16 protein-coding genes and 1 pseudogene are annotated in these 18704 nt (G+C 60.0%); 6 read left to right on the top strand and 11 right to left on the bottom strand.

All coding sequences use genetic code 11. The annotated features are described in order from the left end of the window. The 3 genes from AC0L7L_RS19385 to AC0L7L_RS19375 all read left to right on the top strand — a co-directional run bounded on the left by AC0L7L_RS19385 (window position 1) and on the right by AC0L7L_RS19375 (window position 3159). A complete protein-coding gene (locus tag AC0L7L_RS19385; protein WP_272213755.1) occupies window positions 1-669 on the top strand; it encodes a TetR/AcrR family transcriptional regulator in 669 nt (222 codons plus the stop codon). Beyond that, window positions 666-2864, top strand: coding sequence for a TIM barrel protein (locus AC0L7L_RS19380; protein WP_473510836.1), 2199 nt, complete (start codon window positions 666-668; stop codon window positions 2862-2864). Before AC0L7L_RS19385 ends, AC0L7L_RS19380 begins: the two co-directional genes overlap by 4 nt. A gap of 151 nt (window positions 2865-3015) precedes the next feature. Continuing rightward, window positions 3016-3159 carry a DUF1127 domain-containing protein gene (locus tag AC0L7L_RS19375; protein ID WP_272213752.1) on the top strand — a complete coding sequence of 48 codons (144 nt, stop codon included), beginning with the start codon at window positions 3016-3018 and terminating at the stop codon, window positions 3157-3159. Window positions 3160-3388: 229 nt separating this feature from the next. Here the strand turns inward: AC0L7L_RS19375 and AC0L7L_RS19370 are convergent, their stop codons facing one another. The 8 genes and pseudogenes from AC0L7L_RS19370 to ytfQ form a co-directional block, all read right to left on the bottom strand. After that, window positions 3389-4222, bottom strand: coding sequence for a metallophosphoesterase family protein (locus tag AC0L7L_RS19370; protein WP_473510834.1), 834 nt, complete (start codon window positions 4220-4222; stop codon window positions 3389-3391). 103 nt (window positions 4223-4325) lie between these two features. Continuing rightward, window positions 4326-5018, bottom strand: coding sequence for an L-ribulose-5-phosphate 4-epimerase AraD (gene araD, locus AC0L7L_RS19365; protein WP_272213749.1), 693 nt, complete (start codon window positions 5016-5018; stop codon window positions 4326-4328). A 14-nt stretch (window positions 5019-5032) separates the two neighbouring features. Next, entirely contained in the window at window positions 5033-6541 is a 1509-nt protein-coding gene (gene araA, locus AC0L7L_RS19360; RefSeq protein WP_473510832.1) for an L-arabinose isomerase, read from the bottom strand. A gap of 44 nt (window positions 6542-6585) precedes the next feature. Continuing rightward, window positions 6586-8244 carry a ribulokinase gene (locus tag AC0L7L_RS19355; protein ID WP_473510830.1) on the bottom strand — a complete coding sequence of 553 codons (1659 nt, stop codon included), beginning with the start codon at window positions 8242-8244 and terminating at the stop codon, window positions 6586-6588. 75 nt (window positions 8245-8319) lie between these two features. Further along, window positions 8320-9291, bottom strand: coding sequence for a galactofuranose ABC transporter, permease protein YjfF (gene yjfF / locus AC0L7L_RS19350; RefSeq protein WP_473510828.1), 972 nt, complete (start codon window positions 9289-9291; stop codon window positions 8320-8322). Then, window positions 9288-10312, bottom strand: a pseudogene (locus AC0L7L_RS19345) (ABC transporter permease). Before AC0L7L_RS19345 ends, yjfF begins: the two are co-directional and overlap by 4 nt. Continuing rightward, window positions 10312-11829: a sugar ABC transporter ATP-binding protein gene (locus tag AC0L7L_RS19340; protein ID WP_473510826.1), complete on the bottom strand. Its 1518-nt coding sequence runs from the start codon at window positions 11827-11829 to the stop codon at window positions 10312-10314. Before AC0L7L_RS19340 ends, AC0L7L_RS19345 begins: the two are co-directional and overlap by 1 nt. A gap of 93 nt (window positions 11830-11922) precedes the next feature. Continuing rightward, a complete protein-coding gene (gene ytfQ / locus AC0L7L_RS19335; RefSeq protein ID WP_272213744.1) occupies window positions 11923-12873 on the bottom strand; it encodes a galactofuranose ABC transporter, galactofuranose-binding protein YtfQ in 951 nt (316 codons plus the stop codon). Between the two features lie 304 nt (window positions 12874-13177). On the opposite strand from ytfQ, the gene AC0L7L_RS19330 reads away from it, so the two are divergent. Further along, on the top strand, window positions 13178-14170 hold the full coding sequence (locus AC0L7L_RS19330) for a LysR substrate-binding domain-containing protein (RefSeq protein WP_473510823.1): 993 nt from the start codon (window positions 13178-13180) through the stop codon (window positions 14168-14170). A gap of 91 nt (window positions 14171-14261) precedes the next feature. Further along, window positions 14262-14498: a hypothetical protein gene (locus AC0L7L_RS19325; RefSeq protein ID WP_272213743.1), complete on the top strand. Its 237-nt coding sequence runs from the start codon at window positions 14262-14264 to the stop codon at window positions 14496-14498. 2 nt (window positions 14499-14500) lie between these two features. Here the strand turns inward: AC0L7L_RS19325 and AC0L7L_RS19320 are convergent, their stop codons facing one another. Beyond that, on the bottom strand, window positions 14501-15823 hold the full coding sequence (locus AC0L7L_RS19320) for a surface lipoprotein assembly modifier (protein WP_473510821.1): 1323 nt from the start codon (window positions 15821-15823) through the stop codon (window positions 14501-14503). Window positions 15824-15909: 86 nt separating this feature from the next. Beyond that, entirely contained in the window at window positions 15910-16719 is an 810-nt protein-coding gene (locus tag AC0L7L_RS19315) for a transferrin-binding protein-like solute binding protein (protein ID WP_272213741.1), read from the bottom strand. A gap of 442 nt (window positions 16720-17161) precedes the next feature. On the opposite strand from AC0L7L_RS19315, the gene AC0L7L_RS19310 reads away from it, so the two are divergent. After that, window positions 17162-17938, top strand: coding sequence for a SapC family protein (locus AC0L7L_RS19310; RefSeq protein ID WP_272213740.1), 777 nt, complete (start codon window positions 17162-17164; stop codon window positions 17936-17938). Here the strand turns inward: AC0L7L_RS19310 and AC0L7L_RS19305 are convergent. After that, window positions 17927-18691: an SDR family NAD(P)-dependent oxidoreductase gene (locus tag AC0L7L_RS19305; protein ID WP_272213739.1), complete on the bottom strand. Its 765-nt coding sequence runs from the start codon at window positions 18689-18691 to the stop codon at window positions 17927-17929. The two genes, AC0L7L_RS19310 and AC0L7L_RS19305, sit on opposite strands and share 12 nt — an antisense overlap. Between the last annotated feature and the right edge of the window lie 13 nt (window positions 18692-18704).

Genomic DNA, 18704 nt, shown 5'->3' with positions numbered 1-18704 from the left:
GTGGCGAGAAGCGGCAAGGCAACGGCAACACGGGCACGGCGGGGCGTACGCGATGCGGAAGCCTCGCGCGCTGCGATCCTTCAGGCCGCGCTCGACGAGTTTTCCTCCGTCGGCTATGACGGCGCGCGCGTCGACCGGATCGCCGCCCAGGCCGGGCTGTCGAAGCCGCTGCTCTACGACTATTTCGGTGACAAGGACGAGCTTTACAAGGCGGCGCTGCGCGAGGCCTATGTGCAGATCCGCGCAGGCGAGGAGCAACTCGCGCTCGAAGCGCTTTCGCCGGAAGACGCGGTGGCGGCGCTGGTGATGTTCACCATGACCCATTTTCGCACGCGGCCATGGTTCATCACCATGCTCAACACCGAAAACCTGCGGCAGGGCTCCTCCGTCAGCGCCATCGGCGACCGGCGCGAGATCCAGTCGAAGCTTCTGGTCAAGCTCTCGGATGTGCTCGAACGCGGCTGGGACGATGGCGTTTTTCTGCGCCGGGCCAAGCCGCTGGAGGTCTACATGCTGATTGCATCGCTGTGTTATTTCCCGGTTTCCAACCGCTTCACGCTGACGGAAGTCTTCGGCTTCGACACCGGCGAGGAAAGCCTCAACGCCCATGCGCGGCGCGCCACCGAGGCAGTGGTCGGCTGGTTGAAGCAGAAGGGAGATACCCCATGACACGGTTGGTCTGCTGTAACGAACTTTTGAGCCGCCAAGGCCTTGATTTTGCGGCGCAATGCCGTTTCGCCCGCGCAGTAGGATATGACGCGCTGGAACTCGCCATCGAGAGCTTCCCCGATGATCCGCGCGATATCTCCATGGCTGAAATCCGCAAGATACGCGAGATCGCCCGCGGCGAGGGGCTCGACATTGCCGGACTGCACTGGCTGCTGTCGTCGGCTCCCGCGCTTTCGATCACCGATCCCACATTGGCGCAGCCGACCTCGGACTATCTGATGCGTCTTGTCGATATCTGCGCCGAGCTTGGCGGCAAGGTGCTAGTGCACGGCTCGCCACATCAGCGCAAGCCGCCGGAAGGCGAAGCGCCGGAACAAACGCTGGAACGGGTGGCAAAGCTATTTGCGCCGATTGCTGACGCTGCGGCGGCGCGCGAGCTTTTCTATTGCATCGAGCCGCTTTCACGCGACCAGACGCCTTTCATCAACACCATTGATGAGGCCGTCCGTCTGGTGAAAATGGTCGATTCTGATCACTTCAGAACCATGCTCGACTGTCTCGTCCGCCGCTCTTGCCGAAGATCAGGATGTGCCGGACCTGATCGCCGAATGGATGCCAACCGGGCAGATTGCCCATGTCCATCTCAACGACAGCAATCGCGGCGCGCCGGGAACCGGATCGGACGACTTTTCCGCAATCATAGCCGCCATCATGAACAGCAACTACCGCGGCGATCTGTCTGTCGAGCCGTTCAAGACCTGCGTCAGCGGCGAGGTGACGCTGGCGATTGCTGCCGCGACCGTGAAAGCTCATCTCCAGACCTTCAGGAACACCGGATGACCAATGCACCGCGGCTGACCGTTGCGACCGTTTCCTTTGCCATGCGGCCGGTTTCATTCCGTCTGCCCTTCCACTTCGGCAACACCGTCGTCACCCATACGGATCAGGGGTTCGTTTCGCTGACGATCACGGTCGATGGCAAGCCAACGGAGGGCCGCGCCGCCCAGCTTCTGGTGCCGCGCTGGTTCGACAAACGCCCCGACCGCAGCAACGACCAGACGGTCGCCGATCTGCGTCTTTCGCTGGAGCTTGCCTGCAAGGCGGCACAGGCCATCGATCGCGCAACGATTGCCGAGGCAACCGCGCAATTGCGCGCCACCGTGGAAGCGGAAATGCCCGATGGTACGCCGCGCCTTGCCACCCATTTCGGTCCAGCACTCGTGGAGATGGCGCTGATCGACGCGCTGTGCATGGCTACCGGGCTCAACTTTCCTCAAGCTGCCCGCCACGACCTCTTTGGCGTTGCAACCATGCAGGCCCCGGACATGCCTCCCGAGGCAATCGCGGCCGCGCTTTCCGGCATCACGCCACTGCCCGCGATTGCACCGCGCCAGACCGTCGGTTTCGACGCACCGCTGAGGGAAGCCGAGATCAGCGGCGAGCCACCGGCTGACGGCCTGCCCGTTAGCCTTGAGGCGATCATCCGGGCAACCGGCATCCGCGCCTTCAAGATCAAGCTGAAGGGCGACCCGCAAGCCGACATCGCCCGACTTTCGGCCATTGCCGGTCTGGTCGGCACCATGGACGACCTGCGCGTGACGCTCGACGCCAACGAGCAATATACAACAGACCGGTTCGCGGCCTTCCTCGACCTGCTGATCGCCGATCAGGCGCTCGGCCCCTTCCGACGCGCGATCGCCTTCATCGAGCAGCCGTTTGCGCGCGAAACCGCCCTGTCGCTCGAGATCACCCCGGAACTCGGCCGATTTCCGCTAATCATCGACGAGAGCGACGACCATGACGGCGCCTTCGCCACCGCAGTGTCACGCGGCTGGTCGGGCACTTCGATCAAAAGCTGCAAGGGCGTTTTGCGGGCACTGCTCAACCATGCCCGCGTCCAGACAGCACGCGCCCGGGGCCAAAGCCTGTTCATCTCTGCGGAAGATCTCACATGCCAGCCGGGCCTCTGCTGGCAGCAGGACACGCTGGTGGCGGCCACGCTCGGCTGCAGGGATGTCGAACGCAACGGCCACCATTTCGGCGGGGGGCTGCAGGGCTATGACGAACTCGAGAAGGCCCGGCTTCTGGCCGCTCATCCGGATCTCTATCAAAAGGCCGGGGGCCATATCGGCCTGCGTATCGAGGACGGGACGATTGCCGTCGGCTCGCTGTTCAATCCCGGTTTCGCGCGGTAACGCAGGTCTCTCTGCTCATTATTGAGGCAGTAAATCAGAGCCTTGCGTTTTTTGCATAGGGGCATTGCTTTTACCCCACTGCCTCAGCGCCAAGCCTGAGGGTATATACAGATCAACAACAGCGAAGACGAAGCCAACAAGGAGACCGGAAATGAGCATGACCCGTTCGTTCAACAACTGGCTCAAGTACCGCGAAACGGTTACCGAGCTTGGCCGCATGAGCAACCGCGAATTGCACGACCTCGGCATCAATCGCGAAGACATCCGTCGCGTTGCCCGCAAGGCCACGTTTTAAAGAATTCCCCGGCTTGTAACCGAGCCGAGACAAAAGTTTTCGAAGCTGCGCCCTCCTCCTCCCAGCGCGCTTCGATCAGGACCGGCGATACTCCTCCTCCCAGTCGCTGGTCACCATGATGACGCCCACCGGATCCTCCTCCCCCGGTGGGCGTTTTCTTTTGCGTTTATCCAGCGCAGTTCTCCAAACAAGGCGCGGACCAGGGCAAAACCAAACCGCTCACACGCATCTAGGCGCCCGAATTTGCTTGAATGAACTCGACTTCGCAATCCGGACGTATAATGGCTGCCGTCAGACGGTCCGTGGCATAGGCACCCGTGTCGATAGAAATCACCCCGTTTGCCATTTCCGGCACCTGAACAATCGTATGACCGTGAACAATCCACAGGCCGTCGCGGCGCGGCAATTGCCCGAACGCTGGATGCCCCCAGGTGAGGTTGCGCCGGGACTGTTCGCCAACCGGCTTGCGAGGGTCGGCACCGGCATGGACCACAGAGATATTCCCGCTTGACCACACAAGCGGCAGGTTCCTCAACCAATCCAGTTGTGCCTCGCCCAGCCTTTCCATGATGAAATCCCTGAGACGTCGCAGATCATGTTGACCATAGGCATCACCGGCCGGTCCGAAACTCGCGACCGTCTGCAGTCCGCCATTCCGCAGCCAGCGCTCGCCCTTTTCTTCAGGGTCCTCGAGAAAACCGAGAAACATTTCCTCGTGATTGCCCATCAGACAGAAGGTGTCCCTTCTGTCGCGCTGCCGTTCAAACAGCATTTTGAGAACGCTGGCCGATTGTTCCCCCCGGTCAATATAGTCACCGACATGAACAACCGGCATGCCCGGTGCCTGCTGGTCGATCTTGTCCCAGAGACGGACGAGACTGTCTGCGCAGCCATGCACGTCGCCGATTGCAACAAAAGCCTGCTCCGGCTTCGGCAGGCCGCCAAGAAAAGCCGCGCGGGGGCCGGGCCGGGCTGTGGTTTTGGAGACGAAAACAGGCGGCGGAGCGATTTCATCAGCAATGCGAACCTCTGTTGAAAGACCTGCCGGACCAGTGCGTTCCATCCGGCGATCTCAACACTAAGGTCCGTGCAGCGGCAATTCAACACGCAAACGAAAAGACCACCCCCGTGAGAGGATGGCCTCGAATTCGCCTGCGGCAAACGGCTTATTCCGGCTGGCCGTAATAGGCCGTTGCGCCATGTTTGCGCAGGAAATGCTTGTCGAGCAGTTCCTGCTCGATGGCCTGCAGGCCCGGATTAAGCTGCATCGACATCAGCGCCATTTCGGCAATACATTCCACCGCAACCGCGACCTCGACGGCCTTCGCCACCGATTTGCCCCAGGTAAACGGCGCATGGCGGTTGACCAGGACGCCCGGAAAATCGAGCGGGTTCAGCGCCTTGAACCGTTCAAGAATGACATTGCCGGTTTCCCATTCATAAGCAGAGGCGATTTCCTCCGGTGTCATCTTCCGCGTGACCGGAATTTCGCCATAGAAATAGTCGGCATGGGTGGTGCCGAAATTGGAGATCGGCTTTCCGGCCTGGGCAAAGGCGGTCGCCTTGGTGGAATGGGTATGAACCACGCCGCCGATCCCTTCGAAAGCGAGCAGCAGACAACGATGCGTCGGCGTATCAGACGAGGGCCGCAGATTGCCCTCGACGATCTTTCCATCGAAATCAACGATCACCATGTTGTCCGGCGACAGTTCGTCATAGTCGACGCCACTCGGCTTGATGGCGAAAACGCCCTTGTCGCGATCGGCCGCACTTGCATTGCCGAAGGTCAGATTGATCAACCCGTGTTTTGGAAGCGCGAGGTTGGCTTCATAGGCCTCACGCCGGATTTCGGTATACATCGAATACCCCTTTCTCAGGCCTTGATGCCAAGTCCGAGATGCCAGTAGATCTCGTTGTTCCTGAGGTCCTGCTTGAACCGGTCGAGCTTTGTTTCCTCATTGATGACGGCCAGCTCGATCCCGGCCATGGTGGCGAAATCGTCCAGCATTTCCGTCGTTACGTCATTGCTGTAGGCCGTATGATGCGCGCCGCCAGCCAGAATCCACGCCGAAAGCGCGGTCTTGAAGTCCGGTTTGCATTCCCATACCGCGCGCGCAACCGGCAGGTTGGGCAGCTCCGGATGAGGAACCGAGGTCACTTCATTGACCAGCAGACGGAAACGGTTGCCCATATCCATCAGCGAGGCATTGAGGGCCGGTCCGAGCTTTGCGTTGAAGACCATGCGCACCGGATCTGCCTTGCCGCCAATACCGAGCGGATGAATTTCAACCGAAGGCGTATCATCGGCAATCGTCGGGCAGACTTCCAGCATGTGCGAGCCGAGCACCTGCTCCTCGCCCGGCGTCATGTGGTAGGTGTAGTCTTCCATGAACGAAGTAGCGCCGCTCATGCCGTGGCCCATGACTTTCAGCGCCCGCACCAGGGCCACCGTCTTCCAGTCGCCCTCACCGGCAAAGCCGTAGCCGGCCGCCATTGTCCGCTGGGCGGCCATGCCCGGCAGGGTTACCATGCCGTGCAGGTCCTCGAACGTATCGGTAAAGCCCTTGAAACCGCCGGCTTCCATGAACGCCTTGAGTCCGAGTTCCTGTCGCGCGGTGTTCAGGAGCGCATCATGTCGATCGCCACCCTTTTTCAACACGTCCACGACATTGTACCGGTTCTCGTAATCGGCGGCGAGAGCGGCAACGTCGTCATCGGACAGCGTGTTCATCACATCGACAAGGTCCATGATGCCGTAGCCGTTGACGGAAAAGCCAAGCTTCATTTCGGCCGCCACCTTGTCGCCTTCGGTCACTGCGACCTCGCGCATATTGTCGCCGAAGCGGCAGAACCGGCCACCCTGCCAGTCATCCCAGGCGCGCGCGGCGCGCATCCAGGCATCGATCCGGGCATGAACCTCCGGATCGGACCAGTGACCGGAAACCACCTTGCGGCCGAGCCGCATGCGGGTGTGGATGAAGCCGGCCTCACGATCGCCATGGGCGGACTGGTTGAGGTTCATGTAATCCATATCGATCGTATCCCACGGCAGTTCGCGGGCAAATTGCGTATGGAAATGAAGGAACGGCTTGTTGAGCATGGAAAGCCCGCGGATCCACATTTTCGAGGGCGAGAATGTGTGCATCCACAGGATCAGCCCCCCGCATTCGGGATCGGAATTGGCGCGCACGGCAAGCTCTGTGGCTTCGGCCGGGCTTTTGACAACGGGTTGCGGCACGATTTCGAGCGGCAGATTGCCATCCTTGCCAAGGGCTGCGGCAATGGCGTTGAACTGCGCGTCGACTTCCGCCAGCGCTTCGGGTCCGTAGAGATGCTGCGAGCCGCACACGAACCAGATCTTGAGGGGCTTCAGGCCGATCATGTTACTTAATCCTTCTGCATAAACTGTGAGGGAATGGGGCGGCTTCAGCCGCGCACCTTTTCCCTGATCTCGATCAAATCCTTCATCACCCGCGAAAGGTCGCTGTCGCGGGTGATGCCGCCGAAACCGTCGTGGAGCGTCAGGTAAAGTCCGTAAAGCTCCTCATAGATCGCGACGTTTTCAGGTATGGGGTCATAGCGGATGTCCTTCAGCCCGGTCATCGCTCTGGTCGTCACGGCAATACTCTCATGCGCGCCGCCAACCGCAGCTGCCGCCACAGCAGCACCCAGCGCGCAGGTCTGGGCCGAGCGGGTCACCAGCATGGTGCGGTTCATCACATCGGCATAGATCTGCATCAGCATCGGGTTCTTCTCGGCAATACCGCCGGCGCAGACCACCTTGTCGATCGGCACGCCGAAATCCGTCATCCGCTCGACGATGGCACGCGCACCGAAGGCCGTGGCCTCGACCAGTGCGCGGTAGATTTCCGCGCGGGTAGAATAGAGTGTCTGGCCGATCATCAGCCCCGTCAACCGCTGGTCGACGAGGATGGTGCGGTTACCATTGTTCCAGTCAAGCGCCAGAAGGCCGCTCTGGCCGGGTTTCATGGCGGTCGCATCCTCGGTCAGTTCGCGGTGCAGCTCTGCACCGCCCTCGCAGACGCGCTCGACCCACCATTTGAAGATATCGCCGACAGCCGACTGGCCAGCCTCGATCCCGAAAAAGCCCGGCAGGATAGAACCTTCGACAATGCCGCAAACGCCGGGAATGGTGTCGGACTTCGACAGGTCGACAATGGCGCAGTCGCAGGTTGACGTGCCGATGACCTTGACCAGCATGCCCTCCTCGATACCGCAGCCGATCGAGCCCAGATGGTTGTCGAAGGCGCCGGTGGCAATTGCGATGCCTTCGGGAAGGCCGAGCTTCTCCGCCCATTCTGCGCAGAGGCTGCCGGCGGGCACAGAAATATCCTGGGCAGTGTCATAAAGCCGGTCGCGCAGATCAGCGAGCGCGGGGTCGAGCTTGCCGAGAAATTCCTTATCCGGCAGGCCGCCCCATTTCGGGTTGTAGAGCCCCTTGTGGCCGGCCGCGCAGACGCCGCGCTTGATGTCGGCCGGCGCCTTGACGCCTGCAAGCACCGAAGGGATCCAGTCGGCAAGCTCCACCCAGGAGGCCGCGGCGTCAAAAACCGCACGGTCAACATTCAGGCAATGCCAGATCTTCGACCACCACCACTCCGAAGAGTATGTATCACCGACCATGGCGAGGTATTGCGGGCGCTCGGCCTTGCCAAGTGCGGTGATCTGTTCCGCCTCCCGCCAGCTGGTATGGTCCTTCCACAACCAGCAATAGGCATTGAGGTCGTCCCTAAAGCGCGGGTCCATCGACAGCGCGCCGTTTTGAGCATCAACCGGCAGAGGGCTGGATCCGGTGGAATCCACACCAATCCCGATGATCTTAGCGGCATCGAAGGCTTCATGGCTGGCCGCCTCGGCCAGCGCGCCGCGCACGCTTTCCTCAAGGCCTTTGAGATAGTCTGCCGGGCTCTGGCGCGCGAGCAACGGGTTGGTCGCATCGAGCAATACGCCCTGGTCGCCGCTTGGGTAGTTGTAGACATGGGTGCCGTATTCAAAACCGTCGTCGCAACCCACAACGAGTGCGCGAACCGAATTGGTACCGTAATCGATTCCGATGGAGAACATGATGTGCCTCGTTTTATTGCCTCGTTTCGTCCCCGTCGCGACTGCCAGAGCCGCGCCGGAGGCGGTTGGTCCGGGTCAGGGGGCGGCCGTTCGATCAACTGTCAGCTTCAAAAGCCCCTTCTGAAGCAGAATGAAGAGCAGCAGCAGGACGCCGATCGCTATTTTGGTCCACCAGCTGGACAACGTCCCGTCAAACACGATGTAGGTCTGGATCAGGCCCATGGTCAACACGCCGAAGAGCGTGCCGAAAACATAGCCTGCCCCGCCTGTCAGAAGCGTGCCGCCGATGACAACCGTTGCAATCGCCGTCAGTTCTGTCCCGACGGTTGCCAGCGGATAGCCTGAGCCGGTGTAGATCGCGAAGACAATGCCGGCCAATCCGGCCATGAAGCCGGAAAAGGCATAGATCATCACTGTCGTCTTTCCGATGCGCGAACCCATAAGCTTGGCGGTCTGCTCACCGCCGCCAATGGCGAAAACATTGGCGCCGAAGCGGGTCTTGTGGGCGACAAAATGTCCAAAAGCGAACGCGAGCAGCATGATAACGCCGATCAGTGTCAGCCGCCCCTTGCCTGGCATCAGCCAGTAAGCCCCCTGCAGCATGTCAAAGAATGAATTGTCGATCGGCACGGAATCGATGGTGAGCATGTAGGATATACCGCGTGCCAGAAACATGCCTGCCAGCGTGACGATAAATGCCGGCATGCCGAGCGTATATATCAGCCAGCCCATGGCTGCGCCGAAGGCTGTGGTCACCGCCAGCAGAAGCGCGAAGACGATCAGCGGATGCAGTCCGGTATCGCGCAGAAGAACGGCGATGAACACGCCGGAAAAGGCGATCACCGAACCGACCGAAAGGTCGATTCCGCCAGAGAGGATCACCACCGTCATGCCGACGGCGACGATACCGAGATAGGCATTGTCCGTCAGAAGGTTACCGGCCACCCGAGTCGACAGCATGAACGGAAACTGGATGTAACAGATCGCATAGGCCACGATGAAAATGGCGATGGTGGCGAACAGCGGATAAAGACGCGGATTTCTCATTTGCCTGCCTCCTGCCGGGCCGCGGCCTTGGCCCGGCCGCCGAACAGGTTCTGCCTCAGGAATTTCAGATCGCCGGTGATATTCGGCGACTGCAGCACGAGGATGATGACCACCAGCACCGCCTTAATCACAAGGTTGTACTCAGACGGGAAGCCTGCCAGCAAAATACCGGTATCGATGGTCTGAATGATCATGGCGCCGATGACGGCAGCCGAAATAGAGAACCTGCCTCCGAGCAGCGAGTTACCGCCGATGACGGTGGCAAGCACCGCATCAAGTTCGAGCCAGAGCCCGGCATTGTTGGCATCCGCACCGCGGATATCCGCCGTGATGATGATGCCCGCAAGGGCAGCACAGAAGCCGGATGCCATGTAGACGGCAATCAGCAGCACCCTTGCATTGACACCGGCAAGCGCACTGGCCTTGCGATTGACGCCGATTGCTTCAATCAAAAGGCCAAGCGCCGTTCGCCGGACCAGAAAGATCACAAGCGCCGCGGCCAGCACCCAGATCCAGACGGGAACCGGAATGCCGAGGAAGTCACCTGAACCGAGAAAGGCAAAGCTCGGCAGGTTGAAGGTCAGGATCCGCCCCTCTGTGATCAACTGCGCGATACCGCGTCCCGAGATCATCAGGATCAATGTCGCAACAATCGGCTGAATGCCGATAAAGGCAACGAGAATGCCGTTGAAAAGCCCCGCCGCCAACCCTGCGGCGATGGCCGTCACAAGCGCCGGCACAAGGCCATAGCCATTGGCGATCGTCGCCGCGCCGACCGCACCCGAAATCGCGATCACCGTGCCGACGGAAAGGTCGATGCCGCGGGTGGCGACAACGAGCGTCATGCCGATGGCAAGAAGGGCGACGGGCGCGCCGCGTTTCAAAACATCAATGACCGGTCCGACAAAGCGACCGCCGGAATATTCGATCTGCAGAAAGGTCGGAAAAAAAGGCTCACCAGCGCAATGAGGAAGATGAGCGTGACAAGTTGCGGGATCACCCGCTTGAGGCCGCTTGGCATCAGACTGCCTCCCTTTTCTTGGCCGCCGAGGATGCGATCGCCTTGACGATGTTTTCCGTGGCGATCTCCGCCCCGGTCAGCTCGGCCACATGGCGGCGGTCGCGCACGACGATGACCCGGTCGGTGACCGCGATCAGTTCGTCGAGTTCGGAGGAAATGATCAGGATCGACATGCCTTCGGCCGTGATCTGATGAATGAGATGCAGGATTTCGGCATGCGCGCCGACATCAATGCCGCGCGTCGGCTCATCAAGGATGAGGAAGCGCGGGTTCATCGCCAGCCAGCGGGCCAGAACCACCTTCTGCTGATTGCCGCCGGAAAGCTCTCCGACAGGTTTTTCGGCACTCGAGGTGCGGATATCGAGCTTTTCGATATATTCGGAGGCCAGCCGCTCCTGCTCGCCCCGGCTGATCGGCCGGGCCCAGCCACGACTCGCCTGAAGCGCCAGCGCAATGTTTTCGCGCACCGAAAGATCGGCGATGATGCCGTCGGTCTTGCGGTCTTCAGGGGCAAAACCGAAGCCTGCGGCAATCGCATCGCGCGGACTGCCGATTGAGATCTTACCATTGTCGTCCGAGACCGTCCCGGACTGTGCAGTGCGCACGCCGAAGATGAGTTCGGCCGTTTCCGTGCGGCCCGAGCCCAGAAGCCCGGCAAGGCCAACGACCTCGCCCTTGTGCACTTCGAGATCGAAGGGCTCGACGAAATTCTTTCGCCCAATGCCCTTGAAGCTCAGCAGCGGCTTTTCGCCCACCCGGCCTTCGGTATCACGCCGGACCCCGGTTTCCTCGGCCTCGTCCAGCTCGCGGCCGAGCATGTGAGAGATCAATCGCACACGGTCAAGTTCGGCGGTTTTTTCGGTGGCGATCTTGCAGCCGTTTCGGAGCACCGTCACCCGGTCGGTCAGTTCGAAAACCTGATCGAGGAAGTGCGAGACGAAAATGATGCCGAGGCCCTTGTCGCGCAATTGACGCACCACGTCGAACAGCATCTCGACCTCGCGCGTATCCAGGCTCGCGGTCGGCTCGTCGAGAATGAGCACCTTGCCGGAAAGGGCAACAGCGCGGGCAATGGCAACGATCTGCTGGACGGCAACCGAATAACTGCCAAGATCGCGATTGACATCTATGTCAAGGCCATAGCCGTCGAGCATCGCCTCGGCATCGCGGCGCATAGCGCGTCCGTCTATAATACCGAAGTAGCGTTTTTCACGCCCGAATACGAGGTTCTGGGCAACGGTCAGGTTCGGCAGGAGATTGACCTCCTGATAGACCGTGCCGATGCCAAGATCCTGCGCTTCGAGCGTCGAGCGCGGAGAAATTGTCTGGCCGTTGAGGTTGATCGTTCCCGAGTCGCGGGTATAGGCCCCGGTCAAACACTTGATCAGCGTTGACTTGCCGGCGCCGTTTTCGCCCAGAAGGGCATGCACCTCGCCGGCTTCAAGCTCAAACTCGACATCGTCGAGGGCTTTCATGCCGACAAAGGTCTTGGTGAGATTCTTGATTGTCAGTAGCATTTCCCAGCACCCTGGATCAAACGCGCGGCGCCTGTGCAAGAACCGAGGCGGCCGAAACCCAAGGGTCTCGGCCGCACCCGGGAGGAAGTAGACTCAGTAGCCGAGGCCCTTGCGACGTTCGAATTCGCCTTGAGGATCGTCTGCCTGGGTATAGAGCGCGGACTCCGTCTGGATGAATTTCGGCGGGATGGTGCCATCGGCCCAGTAGGCTTCCAATGCATCAAAGGCGGGACCGGCCATGTTCGGCGTCAGTTCCACGGTGGCATTCGCCTCGCCGGCGGCCATGGCCTGGAAGTAGTCCGGAACCGCGTCGATCGCGACGATCAGGATGTCGTCACCGGGCTTAAGGCCGGCTTCCTTGATCGCCTGGATGGCGCCGACGGCCATGTCGTCATTATGGGCGTAAAGTGCGCAGATATCGGCACCGCCGTTTTCGGCCTGCAGGAAGCTTTCCATGACTTCCTTACCCTGCGAGCGGGTGAAGTCACCGGTCTGGCTGCGCACGATTTCGAGGTTGCCGTGGCCGTCCAGAGAATTGCGGAAGCCCGTGGCGCGATCGATCGCCGGCGAAGAGCCGGTCGTGCCCTGCAATTCGACAACGCGGCAAGGTTCGCCACCCACGGTCTCTACCAGCCACTCGCCGGCCACTTCGCCTTCATGCACGAGGTTGGAACCAACGGCTGTCAGATAAAGGTCATCCGAACTGTCAACCGAACGGTCGAGCAGAACGACCGGAATTTCGGCATCCTTGGCTTCTTCCAGTGCACTGTCCCAGCCGGTGGCAACGACAGGTGCAAGCAGGATTGCGTCAACGCCCTGCGCAACAAAGGCACGGATAGCGGCGATCTGGTTTTCCTGTTTCTGCTGGGCATCGGAGAATTTCAGGTCGATACCGCGCTCTTCTGCCTGCTGTTTGGTCAGCGTGGTTTCGGCAGCGCGCCAGCCCGATTCCGAGCCGATCTGCGAAAAGCCGACAGTCTGCGCGGAAGCGGCAGCAGCGGCGAAAGTGAACGCGGCAACACCCGCAAGAAGTATAGATTTCATCAGTTATGTCCTCCCGTTTGGAACAAACGGCAATCCCGTTTGCCGTTCAGGCACCGGCCCCTCCGGATGGGGAGACCCTGCCTTTCGGCCCTTGCGGCCGAAGCGTCGCAATGCAACTGTGACACGATGTCTGACGTTTTCCTCCCGACAAATACCGTGCTGGCTTACGCAGATGGCAGAGGTGAATTTCCTGACGTATCTGCGCTAAAAGCGCCTTGCAACGAGTGAATTGTTGCAATTTCCCTCTATAGGGACAAATGAATAATCGTGTTTCTGATATAGCAGAATTGGTATGGATGTTATGATGCACAACCAACGCCACGGAAGCCAGGACGAGTTCGTCCGCCGAGGATTGCGGTTTTCGCAGATGCGTCTGATCGCGCTTCTCGACCGCAAGGGCCAGATTTCTTCTGCCGCTGCCCAGCTGGGCATGACCCAGTCGGCTGCATCCAGACTGCTGTCAGAACTCGAACACACAGTCGGCGCCAAACTCTACGAACGTCATGGGCGCGGCGTTGTCTTGAGCGAAGCCGGACAGGCGATGGCGCGTCAGGCGCTGATCATCCTCAACCAGCTCGATCACGCGCATCAGGAGATCTCGCAGATCGTCGACGGCGCACGCGGTCAGGTGCGGATCGGCGCTGTCACCGGTCCCGCGATGCAACTGGTACTGCCGGTTATTCGCAATCTCAGGGAAAACTTTCCCGAAATCGAGCTTTCGGTTCTGGTCGATACCAGCGACAAGCTGGCCGCGGCGCTGTTCTCCCACGATCTCGACTTCTATATCGGTCGCCTTCCCGAAGAAGTGGATGCGAAAACGGTGACCATGCGACCGCTCGGCGTCGAACCGATCAACATGATCGCCAGACAGGGGCATCCGCTTTGCGATCGGGGCTCGATCTCAATCGGCGACTGCCTCGACTATGACTGGGTTTTGCAGCCGGTGGGCGCGCCGATGCGCCGTTCGATCGAGGCTCATCTTCTGGCGAACGGCTTTACGTTGCCCCGCCATGTCTTCGTCACGACCTCACCGCTGCTCTCACTCGCCATTCTCTCGGAGACGGATTCGGTGACACCGGTCGCACGCGCCGTGGCCGATTTTCTGCATGTCGATGGCGCGCTCGGGGCCGCCGTTTGCCAGCTTCCGGTGCGTGAAAGCATCGATGTCAGCCCCTATTCGATCATCCAGCGCGTCACATCCGTCCAGCCGCCGCCGGTCAAACGGGTCCTCGCGCTGATCGACCGGCAGATCGAATTGAGGCCGGATCAGTTTCCCGAGGAGACAATCGGACGCTGAACTCCGAGAACCCCTTTTTCACGGCCCCACGCAGCGATATCGATGCGGGGCACACGGGTCTGTCTGATCCGCGGAAATCCGCGGAGACAGCATGCCCGCCTCGAAAATCGGCCGGGACAGGCTCGTGCTCGAGCGCAGTGGAGAACGCCTCACGCTTGACAACGCGGTTCTTTGCGACCGGCACCGGGACGAATACGCGGCCGTCTACACACGCTTTGCAGTCCTAATCGACAGGGACCAAAGCGATGTCGACGCAACGCCCCTACGACACGTCATCGAAGCCTTTGACGCTGATGAAACAACCGTCGCGGCAAGCTTTAGCTGTTGAGGTCAGAACTGTTTTGTGACGAATAGCGAGACCGTGCTCTTGTCATAGGCATAGAGTTCGACATTGGAAAAATTCTTCGCGTAGGCATATTCGAGACGAGGTGCAAAACCCTTCATCGCCAACGAGCGAAAAGTCGCGCCAAGAGCGACATCGAGCCTGCGATCGAGACGCTGTTTGGTCATCAGCGGAAAGTTGCCCTCATAATCGCGAAACGTACCACCGACCTCGATATCGGTCAGGATCCCGCCGGACCATTCACGGGCATAATTGGCGTTGATATTGTAACCGGAATACGAATTGAAATCCTTCTCTGCGGACACATAATTGAACCCGCCGCCGAAACGGATACTGCTCGAAGAGGTCAGCGCATAGCGATGGTTGATGCTCATGCCGGTATCATAACCGTCGAAGGCATCCATGTCGTGATAGTCGAGCCACTGGAACGAAAAATTTGCGGAGGTGACGCCGAGAGCACCGAAGGAGCGGCGCACTGAAAACACCGGGCCGTAGCCAACCCTGTAGGGCTCATTGCCCATCAGCACATATTCCGCCGCCATGCCGCCGCTGAAAATCCATGGATCATTGCGCCAGGCAAGCTGTGAAAATCCACCGATCTGAGTCTGGTTGTAAACCGTCTCCTTGTAGGCAAGCCCGGTAACCGAGCCGCCGAATGTCAGCGACAGATCATCAACGAGTTCAAAGGAATAGGTACCGTTCACGCCGTAATTCAAGCCCACGCCGCTTTCCGCTCTGGTGCCGGGGGCCAGCGGAATGCCGCCGACATGCACGAGGGCCTCATCGGTGGAGTTGGAGATGTTGGTGCTTGGCGCGATTGCGAAATAACCGCCAAGCGTCCATGGCCGGTCAATGTTCACCCGGTCGATATAGTCCTCATAGAAGGACCGCAGAGTTTCACTGGGCGCATTGTCGGCCAGGAGCGAGAAGTGGTAGATCGCCGCCTTCTTTTCCCCCATCAGAGCCAGCGTATGGGCAAGCTCCTGCCGCACCCGCGTGAAATTCGGCTTTTTCACCAGAACGCCGCGCATCAAAATCGCGGCCTCCCTGAACTTACCCTCATGTTTCAGGATCAGCGCATAGGTGAACTGCTGCGAAAGCGCGGAAAGTTCCGGGTCATCGGAAAGCGTTGCCGACAGCGCCATCGCCTGTTCATACTGCCCGGATTCGATCAGCACCTTGATTTCGGGAAACGGATTGACGGCAGCAGCAGCGCTGCCGGTCGCAGACACCGTCAGAAGACAGGCGAACACAAAGGCAGCGAGGCACCGCGCAGGCCCAATGTTCAGGAATGACAGGCAGAGCCTCATGAAAAATCCGATACGCATTACGCAACACTGAAAGGGTCGATGGCGAGACGCCGCCCCGTCCTGGCCGGGCTGGACAAACGGCGTGATCAATTTCGCTCGCCGACAAAGGTGCCGATCATGCCGGCGCCCCTGTTAGCACGCGCGCCATTCACCTTGTAGGTACCGGCGATGCCGGCGGCACGGTCTCCGTAGAAGGCCCCGTTCACGCTTGAATTGGCCTGATCGACATTGAGATAGTCATTGCCGACGGCAATAGAATTGGCGTTGGAGGTAAACTCCGAACCCGAAATCGTCGCGTCAAAGGTGAGATCGCCCACCTGCGTGCCCATTGCGCCGGCCAGTTGACCGCTGCCGAAGTTGACATTGGCGTTGAACGCTCCGTTGACATAGTCGAGATACTCGCCCGGCAGTGCCGCCGCTCCCAGATTCTGGCCAGAATAGCGTGCAGAACCGGACAAAGGCATATCAGCCAGCGCAGTCATGCCGTCAGTCGAGCGGAACGCCATCGCCACTTCATTGCCATCCCAAGTATCCGCATCAATCAACGCGACCACGGGGCCATCCTTTATGCCATCAACGGCGAAATAGCCGAGCCGCATATAGGCTTCGGCCCCATCGCCAAGATTTGCGGAATACCCCGCGCCGTCGGGATAGAACAACGCGGTTTCGCCGGCGTCAGGGCCGTCGGTAATCTCGACACCCACAGTGCCGTCGCCATTCATCTGGATATTGGCCGCGGCCGAGCCAGAACCCGTTACCACCGCATTTCGGGTGTCGACGTCACCATAGTAACCGAGCGCGTTCGGCGCCAGCGGCCCACCGCCTCCACCACCACTACATCCGGAAAGGCCGAGAAGCACTGCCACGCCCGTGAGAATTATCGTCTTGTTATTCATTTGCCCTGCCCCAGATCCCTGCCACTTAAATTAACGACTTGTAAATTTCCAAGCAAAGCGCGCGGTGTCAATGGCCTTTTCCGCAAGGCGGACCACAGCACAGACAAACCACGATCAGAGATCGCTTCGGTGCATTGCGAATGCCTAAAATGACCGGAGACGGGCCATGATCACCATCAATTGCAGCGACCAGAACCGAAAACCAAGAACAGTATCGCTGTTTTCAGAAAAGCTGGACGACGGTCTGCAACTCATCAACAACGAGGCTTCAAACTACAACCAAAAGCCGAAACCCGGAAGGGGGAGCAACACAGGCCAGCAGAGTTTTTCCCGTTGTGATGCCTTAAAGTCAGTGTTATCGAAAAGCATCACCGTCAAAACAGTTGTGCACAGCAACTTAAGGGCGAGTGCACAACCAGGCAGAATATACAAGGACGGAAGAATGACCGCACAGAACCCCATGCCGCTGTTCTACCACAAGCCGCAAATCTTGCGCTTTGAAGAACACAAGGGGCTCGGCCTTGTGGCTAAGAATGACTTCTCCTTTTCTTCGGAGGCCACTGCAATCCCGCTTTCGGTGACCGAATTCATGCCGGCAGTGCGGCACTATCCGATCGTCTTCATCGATGCTTCGGGTTCACCGGCACCGGTTGCAATCGTCGGCCTGAAGCAGGGGCGCAATCTGATGCTGGAGCAAGACGGAACCTGGGCGGCCTATGCCTATGTCCCGGCCTATATCCGCCGTTACCCTTTCATCCTGGTGCAGGCACCCAATGAAGATACCCGTTATCTGGCCTATGACAGCGAAAGCGGTCGTGTGAAGCCGCTTTCCGAAGCGCCCGACGCCGCGCCGATCTTCAACGAGGACGGTACGGCCAGCAAGGTCGTGGAGCCAATGCTGCAGCTTTGCGAGGCCTATCACCAGCACCGCGCCCAGGATACCGCGTTCCTGAAGGCCGTCGCCGAGGCCGATATTCTGGTTGCCCGCCACGTTGACATGGAGTTCCCGGACAAAACCCGCTACCGGCTCGACGGTTTCAGCGTGATCGACCCGGAACGCTACCGCAAGCTGCCGGCCCGCACGCTGAAACAATGGACGGAGAAGGGCTGGGCCGACGCGGTCGCGCTGCATCTTGCCTCGACCCAGAACTGGGGCCTGCTGATGGAGCGCAACCGGCTTGTTTCGGCAGAAGCAGAGGCGGCGCCCTCACGGCATTAACTGGCCGCCATTGATGTCGAGAATCTGGCCGGTGATATAGCCGGACATGGTCGGCGAGGCGAGGAAGACGAAGCTCCAGGCACAGTCGTCTGCCGTCCCGAGCCGGCCAAGCGGTATCGTATTCAACGCCGCATTGAGGGCGGAAGCCGGGGTTTCGTCATGAAACGGCGTTGCAATCACACCGGGTGAGATGGCGTTGACGCGAATGCCATCTGGCGCCATTTCCCGTGCCAGCGCCCGCGTCAGCGAATGCACCGCCGCCTTGGCCGCGGCATAGATACCGGACCCCGGCGCACCGCCGTTGCGGCCGGCAATCGAGCCCAGATTTATGATCGAGGCGCGCGCGCTCGCCTTCAGTGCCGGGCCCGCATAGCGGACCAGCCTGAGCACCGAGCGGGTGTTGAGATCGAAGACCTGTTCATAGACAGCCTCGTCGAAATCGGATGATGGTGTACGCCCGATCGCACCCGCATTGTTCACCAGGCAATCAAGCCCGCCCATCATCGCCACAGCGCGCGCAACAATGTCTTCTGCCGCGTCCGCCCGGGTCACATCACCGGAGACGACATGCACTGTGCCGCCCTCCTCGCGCAGTGCCGCCGCCAGGCTTTCGGCCTCGGCGCGCCGTGCATTGTAGTGGATGGTCACTTCCGCGCCCGAGCGGGAAAAGGCCCGTGCGGCGGCAGCGCCGATGCCGGAGCTTGCGCCGGTAACAAGGACCTTCAGTCCTTCCAGATCATTGACAGGTATCATGCGGGTCCCTTTT

Source organism: Martelella sp. K41-7, assembly GCF_055808365.1.
Note: the sequence above shows the minus strand (reverse complement) of the source record. Positions and strands in the feature narration are given on the sequence as shown.